Raw genomic sequence first — 16,598 nt, forward strand, 5'->3', positions numbered from 1 at the left:
TATGTTTGAGCATAAAACACTACTATAGTCGATTCAATCTAAAAAGCATACAGTGCTGCGAGTGTTGGCTTATATACTATAATCAAGGAATTTTAAAATCGCTACAAGGCACCCGACCGCAGATAGTATACTAAGTACATCTATGGCGGGAAACACCGTAGCGGTTTAAAAGTGCTCCGACTATATTGTCTTATGCAGATTATACTGGGCTTTTACTTTCTGGCAAGCAGAGACAATAAAACCAGTTTAGCACGCTATATCTATTTCTAGGCGCTAAACTGGTTTAAAAATATGCATGACCATACTTGGTATTATCAATGATAAAAATCATCTAAGTTAACTAAGAAGCGGCAGCAATACTGTCTTTAAAGCTCTCAAGAATAGGCTCAAGCAAAGCAAACTTACGCTTGTAGCTGACTTGATTGACAATCAGGCGTGAAGAGACATCACAAATATGGTCTCGTGGCTCCAGACCATTGGCTCTTAGGGTGTTGCCAGTATCGACCACATCGACGATCAAATCGCCCAATCCCACTAAGGGTGCAAGCTCCATTGAGCCATAAAGCTTGATAACATCAACTTGCTGACCTTGACTGGCAAAATAAGCGCGGGCGACATTGACATATTTGGTAGCAATACGTAGACGGCGATTAGGTAAAGGGGCATCCTTGACGCCAGCCGTCATCAGCTTACACTGAGCGATTTGCAAATCTAGTAGCTCGTAGACATGATTGGCACCATGCTCAAGGAGTACGTCTTTGCCAGCAACACCAAAGTCAGCAGCACCATGCTCTACATAGGTCGGCACGTCACTTGCTCGCAAGATAAGCACGCGCACATTTGGGTTTGAGGTAGGAAAAATCAGCTTGCGCGATGCTTCAGGATCTTCGAGTAGCTCAACGCCTGCTGCCTGCAATAACGGCATCGTCTCTTCTAAAATACGTCCTTTAGATAAGGCTAATGTTAAACCTGAAAACTCGTTGTCTACTTCATTTAATAAGCTGCTGTTCTGTAAGCGTTCAGTTTGCTCAGTCATGATGGCATGGTGTCCGTGTACGGTTGGTGTCCCCGATTAGAGGGAAGTATTAATATTTTCACGTGAGTATATTGGCATAGCGTGCATAAAGCTCAAAAGGCACTTTTAAAACACTATAGTTAAAAAAGCAATATTATTTAAAATGGCTTTTGAGCTAATCGTTATAAACTAATCGTTGGTATTGATACGTTCAATATTTACCCCTAACGCACGCAGTTTATTTTCAACATCTTCATAGCCACGATCGATATGGTAAATACGGTCGATGAGACTCTCGCCTTCAGCAGCGGCAGCCGCCATGACTAATGACATTGAAGCGCGCAGATCAGTTGCCATTACAGGCGCTGCGGTAAAGCGCTCAACCCCTTTTACGATGGCCATATGACCATCTACTCTAATTGACGCGCCTAAACGCTTGAGCTCAGGCACGTGCATATAGCGGTTTTCAAAGATATTTTCGATAATGGTACTGGTACCGTCAGCCAGACAGCAGACCGCCATTAACTGCGCTTGCATATCCGTAGGGAAGCCGGGGTGAGGCTGCGTACGAATATCGACAGATTTTGGACGGCCTGTCATCTGCGCACGAATCCAATCATCACCAGTCGTAATCGTTGCGCCCATCGCCTCAAACTTCTCAAGCACTGGGCTGAGTAAAGAAGCATCGGTCTTTTTGGTCAACACATCGCCGCGAGTCATCAAGGCGCCTGCTAAATATGAACCCGTCTCGATACGATCAGCGACCACTGAGTACTCACAACCATGTAAACGCTCAACACCTTCAATGGTCATGGTTGATGTACCAATACCACTGATTTTTGCACCCATAGCGACCAGCATATTCGCCAAGTCGACCACTTCAGGCTCAAGCGCACAATTACCCAGCACTGTCGTGCCGTTGGCAAGTGCGGCTGCCATGATGACGTTTTCAGTACCACCTACTGTAACCATATCAAATGAGTAGTTACAACCGATCAAGCGGCCACCTTTGGGCGCACGGGCTTTTACATAGCCGTTTTCTACGGTGATCTCCGCACCCATCGCTGTAAAGGCTTTGAGATGTTGATCAACTGGGCGTGAGCCGATTGCACAGCCACCTGGCAATGACACTTCTGCTTCACCAAAACGGGCTAGCAACGGCCCTAATACCAAAATAGACGCGCGCATGGTCTTAACCAAGTCATACGGTGCATAATAGTTGTCGATGTCTTTGGTATCACAAGTGACGGTGTCATCTTGTTTTTGGATTTTGATGCCCATACCTGAGATCAGCTCAATCAATGTCCGCACGTCTTGTAGTGAGGGCACATTATGCAGTGTCGTTGGGGTTTCGGCCAATATCATAGCCGCAAGTAATGGCAAGGCGGCATTTTTGGCGCCAGAGATAGTAACTTCCCCTGCGATACGACTGCTACCGGTGATTAAAAACTGATCCATAAAGGTGATAACCTATCTGTATGTGTAAAAAGAATTGCAATGAGCCATGAAGTTAAAAGGTCTAAATCTAGACGCTCTAAATTGAATGGCTGGCCATGCAAAAACCAAAAGCCTCTAACCCTGTGACTGGGTTTCCCACTCTGCAGGGGTTAGTGCTTGAATATTAAGTGCATGTATGTCACCACTGGCAATCTTATCATTTACCAATGCGTAGACCGCCTGCTGGCGTTGTACGGTACGTTTGCCTTCGAAACTGGCATCTACGACGCGTACGTCAAATTTATTGCCTTGATTGGCCGCTTGGATAAAGGCGTCAGGAAAATGCTGCTGCAAAAATGCGATTAGATCGTCAGCGTTCATGCTCATAGAATGTCCTATTATTATATTGAAAATAGTCTCTGTATAGATTGTTAAAAACAACGTCCATACATTATATTAGGGCGTCATTATAACAAGAGTTTGAACATCTTACAGTACTGTCTACCGATAAGCGTAAGTAGTCATCTTTAGATAGTCAATTTACTCTATTAAGCACTTATCAAGCCCGTATCACAGTTTAGTTAAGGGTTTTGTCCAAATAATCCAACACTTGCGCGCGCACATCATTGACCCAGCGTAGTGGCGGTGCCATCGCACCGATACTGGTCGCATGACTGGCACCTTTAATTTCACCAGTCTCAACCGTAGCGCCATAGTCTTTCAGAGCTTGGGTCATTTTGATGGTATTGGTGTCATATACAATCTTATCGTTTTCGGCGGTTAACAATAGATATGGCGGCTGAGCGCCTTGAATTTTCCGATCGGGCATCACCTCGTCAGGGGTGGCATCAGCAGGGAAGGCAATGGCATTGCTAAACTTACGAAAGTCATAGCTATAAGGGCCGGCGATACCGACGACAGCAGCAATATCTTTGGGGCTAATACCATAGGGTGCCAAAAAATCCTCATTTGATACAGCAGCAATGGTATTAAACGCACCAGAGGAATGCCCGATGACCGCTATACGCTGCCTATCAGCATGGAGACTGGCGGCATTGTCATAAGTCCAAGCAATCGCTTTTGCAGTATCTTCAACATAGGCAGGATAGACATAATCAGGCGCTTTACGATGATTAATCACCACCGTAACATAACCTGCTTGAGCGAAACTTTGTCCGACAAAAGCGTAGTCCTCTTTATTGCCATTCTCCCATGAGCCTCCGTGTACGAACACTATTATGGGATAAGTTTCGTCAATCACCGTTTGTGCTTGCATCGCTTGCACTAAAGGTTTTGGGTAGTAAACATCTAAGTCCTGTAGTGGCTCATCACCGTATAAAATGTCTTTGCTAACGCCTACGCCGCCACTAGAGGTAATGCCATTTACCACCGTAAGTGCTGATAACGCCTGTGCTTGCTGTGCACCAAGAGCGACAACCGCCAGAGCCATGACTCCAGCTCCTGCAATCTTTAATGTACGCGGTATCGTGAGTTCGCTGCCTGTAGGCTGATCTGATGTAGCATTGAGATTGGTTTGCTCTAATACATTATTTGAATATGAATCCTTCATAGCCATTGTCCTTATTCATGTATAGCCTAAAGCTGCCAGTATGCTAACTACTTTTGGACTGTTTTATTATTCTATGTCTTCTATAGCTATTATTATCATACTAAAGCGCTTGTAGCATCCAGTGCTGTTCGTGTTATGGCTATTTAGGATTCTTGTGAATGGCGTAAGAAGAGTATGCAAAACCACCCTTAGACACACCAAGCGACTTTATTGATCCTCATACAAGTCAATATAAGGGCTTGGAGATTCTTGGTTTACTCCTTGATTGGGTCCTGAATTAGGCAGTGGGCTGACAGCTTCTGGACTTTGGTTAGGGCTTGCTGGCGCGTCATTGTTTGTTAAATTACTATTTGCTAAGTTAGTTGGCGCGACACTTCTCACAACTGGCGTAGCCAAAGGCGCTTGTGTGCTAGCAGGCTCAGTGACATTACTCTCAAACATGATATCCTCATTGATGATAGGCAAGCCCATTTGATTCACCAAGGTCGTCAGCAATACCAGCTCCGTCACCCCTGCTGTACTATTGGCGATATCAATCAGATGACTTTGCTGAGTGGGTGTCATCCGCCCCATGATGTATACCACGCCATTGTCAGTCACTGCTTTTAGTTGTGAGGTTTTGACACCACTATTTGCCATCGACTTAGCTAAAAGCTTGGAGGTAATATAACCGTCCTGCACGGTCGAGCTATAGCCTTTTGCCACTCCAACATTCAGCTCATTATAGACGCGGCGCACATCTGGCATGGAGCTGACGACTTTTTCTGCTTGTTCTTTTAGCGCCTGCGTTGGGATTTCACCCGTCAGCAACACTTCACTATAAAAACTATGGATGCCCAGGCGACTATTGGCTTGTAGGTTCTCTTGTAAACCGTAGATATTAATCTTTGCTGTGTGTTCAATACTTCGATCCAGCAGACGCTGCGGAATGGTCCGTTCCGTCAATGGCACACCATACGTTCCCTCTGTACTGTTGGTCAGATAGTTGGTGGTGCAGCCTGTACTCACCATACCTGCTACCAACATAGCACCGATCGCGATACGACGCGGTGTTTTCAAAACTGTTGTAAGCGCATGCAACCTTGTCATTCTTTACCTCATCAAGCACAGTCGTTCGTTGGATATTGGATTAAATTGAAATACTTATGATGAAAAACGTCATAAACAGCTACTTTACTGAATTTTTATCATCAGCGGTTAGGTTTTTGGTAACGGTAACTTGTTGGATGCCCTGATTGTAATCTCATCGCTACCACGCGTTTGCTATAAACGCACCTGACAGCCATTCGGGTTGATGAGAGTCAGCCATGTCGTTTCTGCTATTCTCCGCGCCTTTATTATCAGTATTTTTACCTTTAACAGTAGCATAGGAGCTGTCACGAGCAAGATCATAAGCAATGACATCAAACCGGCATTCATAATCTGCATACTCAGGATGCTGCTGCAAAAAGTACTTGGCAGTATTGATAATCTTACGCTGCTTAGTTTTGGTGACACTCAGCGCGGCATTACCAAAGCTTGAGCGCCGGCGTTGACGCACTTCGATAAACACCAAAGTTGACCACGCCTGCCCCACCTCTAACATCACTAAGTCGATCTCTCCCACTTTTGGCTGCTGCCAGTTTTTGGCAATAAATATCAAACCATGGCCTTGCAAAAACTGACTGGCTTGTTGCTCAAAATAACTGCCTTGCCGCTGCTTAGGAGACGACATAACCAAAGGACGATGTTTATGACTATGATTGGTCATGGCAGTGGGCTTTACCTAATTAACATTTCAGAATTATCATAGCACAACATGCTAAACTAGAGCGTATTGAACATTCGCAAATACGCCCTAACTTTTTAAGTGTTTAGCATTTTAATCTCTAAACACTTTGATGATTTAATAACGCCTAATTAATAACGCTAAGAGGTTTTCATGTCTACCCCCACCACGATGCCGGCTTGTCTGTATATCGTTGCTACTCCGATTGGTAATTTAAACGACATGACCCCGCGTGCGATTGATATCCTCAAACAGGTTGCTATCATTGCTTGTGAGGACACACGTACATCAGGTAAATTATTGGCGCATTTTGGTATTGACACTAAAGGTAGTAGCAACAAAGACGACGAAAACCCTGTCAATAAAGCAGTCGATCAAACGACCAACCAAATTAAAAACATCGACACTGCAACAGACAATAAACCTCGCGGCCATAATAAACTGTGGGCATATCATGAACACAACAGCGCCATTCAGACACCCAAAATCATTGAGATGATTCAGCAAGGGCATTCAGTTGCGCTCATCAGTGATGCGGGCACGCCTCTGGTCAGTGACCCTGGCTATCAGTTGGTGCAAGCGGCGCACGCAGCGGGTGTGAGCGTATCACCTGTCGTCGGTGCCTCAGCTGCCATCGCGGCGCTGTCCGTCGCTGGACTGCCCTCGGATCGTTTTAGCTTCATTGGGTTTTTGCCTGCAAAGACTCATGGTCGTCAAAAACAGTTGGCGGCATTAAAGTCACGCACCGAGACCTTGATATTTTATGAGGCACCGCATCGCATCCTAGCCAGCTTGACTGACATGGCTGAAGTCTTTGGTGCTGATCGCAGTGTGGCTTATTGTCGTGAGCTGACCAAAACCTTTGAAACGGTACACAAAACGACTCTTGGAGAGCTTATAGAATTCGTCAAAGCTGACGATAACCAGCAGCGTGGTGAGATGGTAGTGGTGGTTGCAGGTGTGAGCGCCGCGCAAGACGATGATGATATCAGGCTTCACGATAAGCTATTGCAGCGCCTATTAGAAGATATGTCTGTCAAAAAAGCGGCCTCTTTGGCAGCGGATATTACTGGCGTGAAAAAAAACGCGTTATATCAACGCTTACTTGAGCTGCAAGCCTAAAGGCTATATAAAATTTGACCGCTATTTATTTTAAAATTAAAACTGGGGAGATAAACTATGTACGATGTGATGGCAATAGGTAATGCGTTGGTCGACCACGAATATGTGCTGAGCGATGCCGCCTTGGAAGAAACCGAGCTGACCAAAGGCAATATGAATCTAGCGGCATTTGAAGAGCAGCAACAACTACTGGCGTACTTCCAACTCGCCGAAATCCCACCATCAAAACAAGCGGGTGGCGGCTCAGCTGCTAATACTATGTATACCTTTGCAAGCTTAGGTGGTAAGCCATTTTATGCCTGCCGCGTCGGTGATGATCAGCAGGGAGCCTTTTATCTAAAAGATCTCAATGAAGCAGGCGTTGCAACCTCTGAGAAGTCTATCCATAAAGGCGGCGTGACTGGCTCATGCGTGGTGGCCGTGACTGAAGATGGCGAACGCACTATGCAGACCTACCTTGGCACCTCAAGTGACATCACGGCTGAAAATGTCGACTTTGACGCGCTGATGCATGCAGACTGGCTGTACTTAGAAGGCTACCTAGCAATGTCTGAAGGTATTCAACCAGCCATGACTCAGCTGCGACAACAGGCGGGTATTCATGGCGCCAAAATCGTGGTTGGCTTTGCAGATCCAGCGGTCGTCAGGTTTGCAAAAGACGGTTTACTCAATATGTTAGGCAATAAAGTCGAAGTGATATTCTGTAATGTCGAAGAGGCTCGTCTATTTACGGATAAAAAACAAATTAAGGCTGCTGCTCGTGCCTTGCTTGACCACTGCCGAATTGCGGTCGTTACCGACAGTGCCAATGATACGGTTATCGCTCATAAGCCAGATGATGCTGCAGAAATTGCTATTTACCAAGTGCCAACACCCGCCGTAGCGAATGTTATTGATACTAATGGTGCTGGTGACAACTATGCGGGCGCATTTTTGTACGCCCTATCACAGCAATATACTTTACCAGAATGTGGACGCCTCGCTGGTGAGATTGCTTCGCAAGTGGTACAGCAGTTCGGCCCACGCCTAGCGTCAAAGGACTACAGAGATATCGCCCGCCGCGTGTTAACTGCATAGACATCTATTGAATGCCTGCTAGCCATAGATTGATGTCTTTTAAAGATGGACTAGACAGCTAAATTGAACATAAAAAAGCCCATATCAAATGATATGGGCTTTTCGTTTGTTAATGATTAAGTCAATCGCTTCGTTAAACCAACAGCTTTTAAAGCTTAAGCTGAAGCCAACGCCTGCTCTAAGTCAGCTTTGATATCGTCAATATGCTCGATACCAATCGACAAGCGCACCATATCTTCACTGACGCCAGCTTGCGCAAGCTCTTCTTCATTTAACTGACGGTGAGTAGTGGTCGCAGGATGGCTGGCTAGAGACTTTGCATCGCCAATATTGACCAAACGGGTGATGAGCTGTAGCGCATCGATGAAACGTGCACCCGCTTCACGGCCGCCTTTGACACCGAAGGTCAAAATAGCAGATGGCGTGCCTTTCATGTATTTCTGCGCCAACGCATGGTCTGGATGATCTTCTAAGCCTGCATACTTGATCCAAGCGACTTTATCGTGACTCTTCAGATATTCAGCCACCGCTTGCGCATTTTGCACATGGCGCTCCATACGTAAGCTTAGTGTCTCTATTCCTTGGAGAATACTAAATGCATTCAGCGGGCTTAAAGCAGCTCCCGTATTACGTAGTGGCGCAACACGAGCACGGGCGATAAAGGCCGCAGCGCCGACGTCTTTGACGAAGTTTACGCCATGATAGCTCACATCTGGCTCATTCAAGAGTGGAAAACGTTCAGGATAATCGCCCCAAGCAAAGTTACCGCTATCGATAATTGCCCCGCCGATAGAAGTACCCGTACCGCTCATGTACTTGGTCAATGAGTGCACCACGATATCTGCCCCAAACTCGAACGGACGGCAAAGTGCAGGCGTCGCCACTGTATTATCAATGACAACAGGTACCCCATACTCATGAGCGATGTCACTAAGGGCTTGGATGTCAACGATATTGCCTAGAGGGTTACCGATGCTTTCTGCAAAGACCATTTTGGTCTTATCATCGATTAAGTCGCGAATAGATTCAGGGTTGTTATGATCGAAGAAGCGCACTTCAAGACCTTGACGCGGCAAGGTATGAGCAAATAAGTTATAAGTACCACCATACAGCGTCGATACTGCCACGATGTTATCGCCTGCTTCACAGATAGTCTGCACCGCATAAGTAATGGCCGCCATACCAGAAGCGACTGCTAGACCGCCGATACCGCCTTCGAGCGCCGCTACTCGTTCTTCAAGTACCGCATTGGTTGGGTTCATAATACGGGTATAAATGTTGCCTGCGACTTTTAGATCAAATAAGTCTGCACCATGCTGAGTATCATCAAATGCATATGAACTGGTATGGTAAATAGGCACTGCCACAGCTTTGGTAGTAGGCTCTACGGTGTAGCCAGCGTGAATCGCTAGGGTCTCTAAATGCGGTGTGCGCTCTGCTTGCTCATTACTCATGAAGTGCTCCTTAATATAAGTTTGGTATTATCGATACGTTGATTCGCCAATAAAGCATTGGCCATAAAAAAGCTGGGTTAATCATAACCCAGCTTATATATGAATAAAACATCAATTTTTTCATCAGCTAATGACTATTATTCATAAGCAATAAAAGTAACCAGATTTTTAGCGGCTGTTGTTGGTATTTAAACCTTACTTATAATACGCATTTTCAGCGTAAGTATGGTCAGTATCATCAATCACTTGCGTCAGCTCTGGTATCTGCTGCTTAAGCTGTACTTCCACGCCTTGACGCAAGGTCATCTCTACTGCTGAACAGCCTTGGCAACCACCACCGAACTTCAATACTGCGGTTATGCCCACACCTTCTTCTTCAATCAGCTCAAGTAAATCAACCATACCACCATGAGCAGCTAGGCTTGGGTTAATCTCAGACTGCAATACGTAGTTGATCCGCTCTTCGAGACTGGCGTCCTCCCCTACTTTTGGTACTTTGGAGTTCGGCGCACGAAAGGTCAGCTGCCCACCGAAACGATCCTTATTATAGTCGATGACTGCATCTTCTAGATAAGGAACTGAGGATGCTTCAATAAAAGCATCAAAGTCATCATAGCTGAATTTTAAGTCAGCACTGTCCTCTTCACCTGGCTGATTGTACGCCATGCAGCATTCAGCACGCGGCGTACCAGGATGTTCGACGAAAATACGGACACCAATACCATCAGTGCCTTGCTTGGACAACAAGTCGGCTAGGTAAGATTGAGCTGACTCAGTAATGGTAATATTACTTTTTACTTCAGTCTGCTCAGTATCTAACGCTGATTCATAATCAGCGGACTGATCTAATTGGGTATCAGCTTGGTTAAGTTCACTCATAATATTTCCTATGCGTTATGACACTGAATACTATGTCTGGCATAGCTACCGTGTCGTCAATGAGAGATGTATGAAAGTTATCATTCATGCAAGATTATAGTTATATAGGTCTGATGGTGTTGGCTATCAAGTGATGACACCCATTATAACGTAATTGTACGTTAATTCCGACTGCGCTACTGTGATTTAACTGTGACTGCTACTCATGGTTGTTATTTATTTTTCTTAACCTTGTCTGGATAGCTGTATTTTCATTGCTCTTTTATAATACTCATTTTTATCATTTCTATTTACTTAAGGAATAAATCTTAGCAAAAAAACATACCCAATGACACTGAGATTTGAGCACTCAAAGGGGCTATCTCGCTCAATTAACTTGAATTAATATACATTTTTATATATTATAATCTGCATTATTAAATCACTTTTAACTTTGTTTCCCTGAGGAGTTTTTTATGAGTAAATCTTTTAATGACATCACCAAACACGTCTCAAGCAATATGATGAAGCTGCACAAGAATATCCCTGATACCACCAAAGCATTCTCACAGCTCAGTAAAGCGGGAACGGCAGAGGGTGTATTGGACGAAAAAACCAAAGAGCTAATCGCCCTAGCACTTGCTGTTGGCGCACGCTGTGATGCTTGTATCGGCTTTCATACCAAGGCATTGGTCAAACTTGGTGCTACTGAGCAAGAAGTGGCTGAGACCTTAGGTGTCTGTGTGGTGATGGGCGGTGGCCCTTCAATGATGTATGCAGCAGAAGCAGTGGCATCATTTGAAGAGTTTAGTAAAGAGGGTTAAGTTTTAGCAAAGCCTCTACTTAAAAGAAAACATAACTGCCAGTGATTGCATCATTACTGGCAGTTTTTTTGTGCTGGTAATTTTGCTCAAAGCTACTGCTAGACTCGTGAATTATACCAACTGGATATGGCGTGAGTTTAGCGCCAGTGTAGTCTATACTTTTGCTCTACAATTAACACTAACATTGTGAAGCAGTGTCAGTATGCTGCTCATAGTTTGAATGAGACCATCTTTATGATTACAGAAAGTCTAAAGCTAGTAACCACTAAAGATGGCGAGCAAGTAGCTGTCTGGAAAGTTTTTGATAGTCGCGTTTTTAACCATGATACTAGTAATCATAATAGCCGTGATACCGCTAGCTGCCTTACTGCTAACGGGCAGAATATACTACTGACGCATGGAACGTTTTCTGACAAACAGACCTGTCTTAGAATCGCAGAATATTTGGCCAAGCTTGGGCATGCCTGCTATATCATGGAGTGGCGTGGTCATGGCCATAGCCCATTACCAAAAAATGAGTTTAACTTCGAAACCATCGCTACTTATGACTTTGCAGCCACATTCTGTTATTTATTTGATGAGTTGAAACTGGATAACTTGCACTGTGTTACCCATAGCGGTGGCGGCGTTGGCTTGACCATGTTCTTAGTTCAAAACCCACGCTATATCGATAAGGTTAATAGTAGCACTATGTTTGCCTGCCAAGCCTATGGCGCGGTAGTGAGTCGCCAAAATTACGTAAAGATTCTCGCAGCCAAAGTATTTACGCGAGTATTTGGGTACATCCCTGCAAAAAGGCTTAAGCTTGGCCCCGTCAATGAAAACTACTATACAATGAACCAGTGGTATGACTGGAACTTACAAAAGAACTTTCAAAGCAGTTTTATCAAACAAAGTGATAATTTCAAAAGTAACATCATTAGTATTGATGAAGAGTTCAATCATGACGAAAGCTTTGACTATCGACAGCATATGCCCTTGATTACCACGCCTATCTACGCCATCAGTGCCAAAGGTGATAACCTTATCTCTCCAACCCCTGGTTGTCAGCTGTTTTTTGACGACTTTGATAACCCTGCTAGCGTGTTTCGTGAATACTCAATCAGCAACGGTGATTTGGAGGACTATAGCCACAGCCGCATCATGATCAGCCGCAATGCTGCAAAAGAGGTCTGGCCAACCGTCGCCGCTTGGATCGAAAAACATACAAAATGAGGGTCAGGCAGCGGTCATTATACAAATACCGTCAATCTTATAAAAAAGATTATTTTGTAAGTTTTAAATTATTAAGGTCTGCCATGGATCAGCTACCTAGCAAATCACTTACTGCCAACCTTTTTAGCCGGCATTGGCAGCCGCACTATAGATCAGCTTTCGCTATAGGCTTGATAAGTCTGCTAGTAGGCTGCCAAGCGACATCTTGTACCTCATATGACAGCAATAGTGCGCCCTTACCCAGTCGGGCAATCTTAATCGATGACGCCTCTAACTTATATCAGGTTGATGGCTCATTATTTCGAAGTGAGCAGTTGAGCGCCACTGACATCCCATTACTTATCGACAATGACATCGATGCTATTATTAATCTGCGTTTTTTCGGTCGAAATGATAACGATGAGCTATTAAATGATATCGTAAGTCATGCATCTGTAGACTTATACAATCAGCCTCTCAAATCATGGTACGTGACTCCACAAGAGGTGGCGCAGATACTCACTCAAATAAAAGCATTACAAGCGCAGAATAAACGGGTGTTGGTACATTGTTATCATGGCGCTGATCGAACGGGGCTAATCGTCGCTATGTATCGAATCATTGAACATGGCTGGTCGATTGAAGAGGCTAAGCGCGAAATGACTGCTGGTGGATTTGGCTATCATCCCATTTGGATAAATCTTGAAAAAATACTCAATCCTACAACGGTGGCTGCCGTTCGTGCACAGCTATAGATGATGCTTACCAGGGCGTGTAGTACATGCAAAAATCAGCAGTGCCATGGTATTCGTACCATTATGTATCACTAGTGATATTTAGACTTGTCAGCGACTAAACAGCTGTGTCAGTATTGGCATCATTGAATCTTTAAGAATAAAAAATTGGTAATGATGTCGCAAGGAGTTTGCGTTTATGAGTGAGTTAACTGCACAAAGTACAAACAAAAAAAACCAACAGAGTACTAAGCAATATCGTTATTTGGTATTTATCGGCCGTTTTCAGCCGTTTCACTTTGGGCATAAGGCCGTGATTGAGCAAGCTCTAGAATGTGCTGATGAAGTCATTATGCTCATAGGTTCGGCCAACTTGCCACGCAGCTTGCGCAACCCTTTTTCGGTCACTGAACGTACGGCAATGATCAAAGGCGCTTTTTCAGCTGATGAAGCAGCGCGTATTCATTGCGTCGGGCTGGACGATGCGTTATATAACGATACGCGTTGGCTGCAATACGTCCAAGCTGGGGTAAAATCAGTCACTGGTGATCTAGACGCTGATATTGGCTTAATCGGACACTCCAAAGACAACTCATCGTACTATCTGTCACTATTTCCAAACTGGAAATCCCTGTCGGTACCCAATTATAAAAACCTATCGTCAACGCCTATTCGTGAGGGCTACCTCATGGGTGTGTCACCTTGGCTATATACCCCTGAATCCACTCATCAAGTATTGAGCGACTTCAAAAAAACACCTGAATATCAGCGACTGCATGAAGAAGCATGCTTTATTCATGACTACAAAAAACAGTGGGAGTCTGCACCTTATCCACCGATATTTATGACCACCGATGCAGTGGTTGTACAGTCGGGACATATACTGCTCGTAGAGCGGCGTAATCTACCAGGGCGTGGGCTTTGGGCATTACCTGGTGGGTTCGTTGACCAAAAAGAAAACTTGTTTGATGCCTGTATTCGAGAGCTTCGTGAAGAGACTCATTTGCAAGTTTCCGAATTGGCGTTACGTCGTTCTCGCCATAGTCAACATACCTTTGATGATCCATACCGCTCGGCTCGTGGTCGTACCATTACCCAAACGTATTTTTTTCATTTAAAAAATGACCCAAAAGGCTTACCAGAGGTACATGGTGGTGATGATGCATTGAAGGCATTTTGGTTGCCGCTGGCCGAGCTTGACGCCAAGATGATGTTTGAAGATCATTATGCGATTATTATCAAAATGGTTGGGTTGTAGGTTATTATCATTCAAAGAAGAGGGTTTATGCGATGTATAGCAGTAACTTTAACAACCTTATTTTAAATTCAGACAGCTATAAAACCTCACACTGGCTACAATATCCACCTGATAGCCAGTATATGTCTAGCTACGTCGAAGCCCGTAAAGGTGATCACGACGTGGTGTTCTTTGGCTTGCAGGCTTTTATCAAGGAGTATCTGCAAGCACCGATTACCACGGCTGATATCAATGAAGCCGAAATGGTCATTACTGCCCATGGCCTGCCGTTTAATCGTAGCGGCTGGGAGCGTTTGGTCGAAAAGCACGACGGCCGACTACCGATTCGTATTCAGGCCGTGCCTGAGGGCAGTATCGTGCCAGTGTCCAACGTTGTCTGCCAGATTGTTAATACCGACCCTGAGTTTTATTGGCTGCCGAGTTACCTCGAAACCGCTCTCCTGCGTGCTATTTGGTATCCTTCTACCGTCGCAAGCTTGTCTTATTTTTGCAAAAACGTGATCAAATCAGCATTAGAAAAATCTGCCGATAGTACCGATGGATTACCATTTAAGCTCCATGATTTTGGCGCCCGTGGTGGCTCAAGTATGGAGACCATTGCGCTAGGCAGCTTGGCGAATTTAGTCAACTTCTCCGGCACTGATAGCATGACAGCTTTGGTTGCTGCCAGCCGCTGGTATGGCATGGACAAAGACATGCCAGCATTCTCTATCCCTGCAGCGGAGCACAGCACCATGACCGCATGGGGCCGTGAGCGCGAAACACAGGCTTATGCTAACATGCTTGAGCAGTTTGGCGGTGAAGGCAATCTAGTCGCTGTGGTGTCGGACAGCTATGACTTATGGAACGCCATTGATAATATCTGGGGCGACACGCTCAAAGACAACGTCGAAAATATGGGCGGTACATTGGTGATACGTCCTGACAGTGGTGATCCTGCTAAGGTCGTATGCGAAGCACTTACAAGGCTCGCTGTGAAGTTTGGCGCAACCACCAATAGTAAAGGCTACAAGGTATTACCTGATTATGTACGCTTAATTCAAGGCGATGGCATCAATCCGCAAAGCCTTGGTAAGATACTCGATGCCGTTATGAATGCTGGCTTTAGCGCCGACAACGTCACCTTTGGTATGGGCGGTGGTCTACTACAACAGGTCAATCGAGATACCATGAGCTGGGCGATGAAAGCCAGCGCTATCTGTATCGCTGGCACTTGGCAAGATATTTATAAAGACCCCATCACCAGTCAGTCGAAGCGCTCAAAAAAAGGCCGCTTGGCGCTTATTAAAGACAGCAATGGTCAGCTACAAACTATCAAAGAAGATGAGCTGTCAAGCAAACAAGACAACCTATTACGTGACGTTTATGTCGACGGCACCCTATTGATAGAAGACACCCTCACCACTATACGGAAGCGCACAGGATGGTAAACAATTCCAAAATAAAAGCCGCTGCGAAGGATGTGCTACTAGCACCACTCTACCTGAATCAAGGTCACAAAGTGAAACGCGATACTGTTCGCCTTCCAGAGCCAGATGTCGAGCGCGCAGGGCATATTAAGCTAACCCCTAATCTCGATGAGGGTCACAGCTCTGCAAAATCAGCCGCTGCACATTCAGACGCGACAAAGCAAACGCTCAGCCTAATGATCGTTGGTGACTCTGCTGCGGCAGGCGTCGGCACTTTGACGCAACAAGAAGCATTGGCTGGCAGGCTGATACCTGCTTTGCAGCAGCAGCCTTTTATCACGGCTCACTTTGATGAAATTATATGGACACTGCAGGCGACGACTGGACACACTAGCTTTGATATCCTACGCAGGCTTTATATCCTCCCCACTCCTAGCCAGCCAGTGGATGTGATGGTACTGAGCGTTGGCGCTAATGACACTACAGCAAACGTTTCAGAAGGCAAATGGCAACAGCAGCTCGAACAGATCATTGCCATTGCCAAGCGCAAATTTGGTGTGCGCGAGCTGATTTTCTCTAGTCTTCCGCCAATGGCGCGGATGCCAGCCTTGCCTAAACCATTAAATGGTTTTGTCGGTGCCAAATCAGACAGACTTGATCAAATACTACAGCAAGTATGCGCGGCCCATAATGACGTACACTACATGCCAGCCGATTTTGAACGACTGGCGCAAGAGCACTCTAATGGTGTACCGATTGAGGCGAAAGCGATGTTTGCTAGCGACGGCTTTCATCCTAGCAGCTTAACGTATCGTTTTTGGGCGCAGCAATTATCAGAGCTGATTTCACAATTACTAAAGGCTAGATGCTAAAAAGAC

The 16,598-nt window shown here is 45.2% G+C and carries 16 protein-coding genes; 8 read left to right on the top strand and 8 right to left on the bottom strand.

The features are described 5' to 3' along the window. Nucleotides 1-340: 340 nt before the first annotated feature. The 6 genes from hisG to JMX03_RS12650 form a co-directional block, all read right to left on the bottom strand. On the bottom strand, nt 341-1,036 hold the full coding sequence (gene hisG / locus JMX03_RS12625; RefSeq protein ID WP_201573623.1) for an ATP phosphoribosyltransferase: 696 nt from the start codon (nt 1,034-1,036) through the stop codon (nt 341-343). 168 nt (nt 1,037-1,204) lie between these two features. Beyond that, the gene (murA, locus tag JMX03_RS12630) at nt 1,205-2,473 is read right to left on the bottom strand and encodes a UDP-N-acetylglucosamine 1-carboxyvinyltransferase (RefSeq protein ID WP_201597158.1); all 1,269 of its coding nucleotides are present in this window, start codon (nt 2,471-2,473) and stop codon (nt 1,205-1,207) included. A gap of 114 nt (nt 2,474-2,587) precedes the next feature. Beyond that, on the bottom strand, nt 2,588-2,833 hold the full coding sequence (locus JMX03_RS12635) for a BolA/IbaG family iron-sulfur metabolism protein (RefSeq protein WP_201598133.1): 246 nt from the start codon (nt 2,831-2,833) through the stop codon (nt 2,588-2,590). Between the two features lie 196 nt (nt 2,834-3,029). Next, a complete protein-coding gene (locus tag JMX03_RS12640) occupies nt 3,030-4,022 on the bottom strand; it encodes an alpha/beta hydrolase (protein WP_227695750.1) in 993 nt (330 codons plus the stop codon). A 207-nt stretch (nt 4,023-4,229) separates the two neighbouring features. Further along, the gene (locus tag JMX03_RS12645; RefSeq protein WP_201597160.1) at nt 4,230-5,111 is read right to left on the bottom strand and encodes a BON domain-containing protein; all 882 of its coding nucleotides are present in this window, start codon (nt 5,109-5,111) and stop codon (nt 4,230-4,232) included. 160 nt (nt 5,112-5,271) lie between these two features. Beyond that, a complete protein-coding gene (locus tag JMX03_RS12650) occupies nt 5,272-5,772 on the bottom strand; it encodes a YraN family protein (protein WP_201597162.1) in 501 nt (166 codons plus the stop codon). Nucleotides 5,773-5,961: 189 nt separating this feature from the next. On the opposite strand from JMX03_RS12650, the gene rsmI reads away from it, so the two are divergent. Next, nucleotides 5,962-6,912: a 16S rRNA (cytidine(1402)-2'-O)-methyltransferase gene (gene rsmI / locus JMX03_RS12655; protein WP_406947749.1), complete on the top strand. Its 951-nt coding sequence runs from the start codon at nt 5,962-5,964 to the stop codon at nt 6,910-6,912. 57 nt (nt 6,913-6,969) lie between these two features. Beyond that, nucleotides 6,970-7,989, top strand: coding sequence for an adenosine kinase (locus JMX03_RS12660; RefSeq protein WP_201573581.1), 1,020 nt, complete (start codon nt 6,970-6,972; stop codon nt 7,987-7,989). A gap of 155 nt (nt 7,990-8,144) precedes the next feature. Here the strand turns inward: JMX03_RS12660 and JMX03_RS12665 are convergent, their stop codons facing one another. Beyond that, on the bottom strand, nt 8,145-9,443 hold the full coding sequence (locus JMX03_RS12665; RefSeq protein WP_201597172.1) for an O-acetylhomoserine aminocarboxypropyltransferase/cysteine synthase family protein: 1,299 nt from the start codon (nt 9,441-9,443) through the stop codon (nt 8,145-8,147). Between the two features lie 195 nt (nt 9,444-9,638). Next, complete coding sequence (nfuA, locus tag JMX03_RS12670; protein ID WP_201573570.1) at nt 9,639-10,322, bottom strand: Fe-S biogenesis protein NfuA; 684 nt, start codon at nt 10,320-10,322, stop codon at nt 9,639-9,641. 455 nt (nt 10,323-10,777) lie between these two features. Here nfuA and JMX03_RS12675 point away from each other — a divergent pair, with 455 nt between their 5' ends. The 6 genes from JMX03_RS12675 to JMX03_RS12700 all read left to right on the top strand — a co-directional run bounded on the left by JMX03_RS12675 (nt 10,778) and on the right by JMX03_RS12700 (nt 16,592). Continuing rightward, nucleotides 10,778-11,125 (top strand): carboxymuconolactone decarboxylase family protein, encoded by a 348-nt coding sequence (locus JMX03_RS12675; protein WP_201573563.1) that lies wholly within the window; start codon nt 10,778-10,780, stop codon nt 11,123-11,125. Between the two features lie 234 nt (nt 11,126-11,359). Further along, nucleotides 11,360-12,340: an alpha/beta fold hydrolase gene (locus JMX03_RS12680; RefSeq protein WP_201597177.1), complete on the top strand. Its 981-nt coding sequence runs from the start codon at nt 11,360-11,362 to the stop codon at nt 12,338-12,340. Nucleotides 12,341-12,423: 83 nt separating this feature from the next. Beyond that, complete coding sequence (locus JMX03_RS12685) at nt 12,424-13,074, top strand: dual specificity protein phosphatase family protein (RefSeq protein WP_201597184.1); 651 nt, start codon at nt 12,424-12,426, stop codon at nt 13,072-13,074. A 178-nt stretch (nt 13,075-13,252) separates the two neighbouring features. Further along, nucleotides 13,253-14,311, top strand: coding sequence for a bifunctional nicotinamide-nucleotide adenylyltransferase/Nudix hydroxylase (locus JMX03_RS12690; protein WP_201597187.1), 1,059 nt, complete (start codon nt 13,253-13,255; stop codon nt 14,309-14,311). 32 nt (nt 14,312-14,343) lie between these two features. Next, entirely contained in the window at nt 14,344-15,741 is a 1,398-nt protein-coding gene (locus tag JMX03_RS12695; RefSeq protein ID WP_201597189.1) for a nicotinate phosphoribosyltransferase, read from the top strand. Further along, nucleotides 15,735-16,592, top strand: coding sequence for an SGNH/GDSL hydrolase family protein (locus JMX03_RS12700; protein ID WP_201597191.1), 858 nt, complete (start codon nt 15,735-15,737; stop codon nt 16,590-16,592). Before JMX03_RS12695 ends, JMX03_RS12700 begins: the two co-directional genes overlap by 7 nt. Nucleotides 16,593-16,598 lie beyond the last annotated feature (6 nt).

The organism is Psychrobacter fulvigenes (assembly GCF_904846155.1).
GTDB classification, from domain to species: domain Bacteria; phylum Pseudomonadota; class Gammaproteobacteria; order Pseudomonadales; family Moraxellaceae; genus Psychrobacter; species Psychrobacter fulvigenes.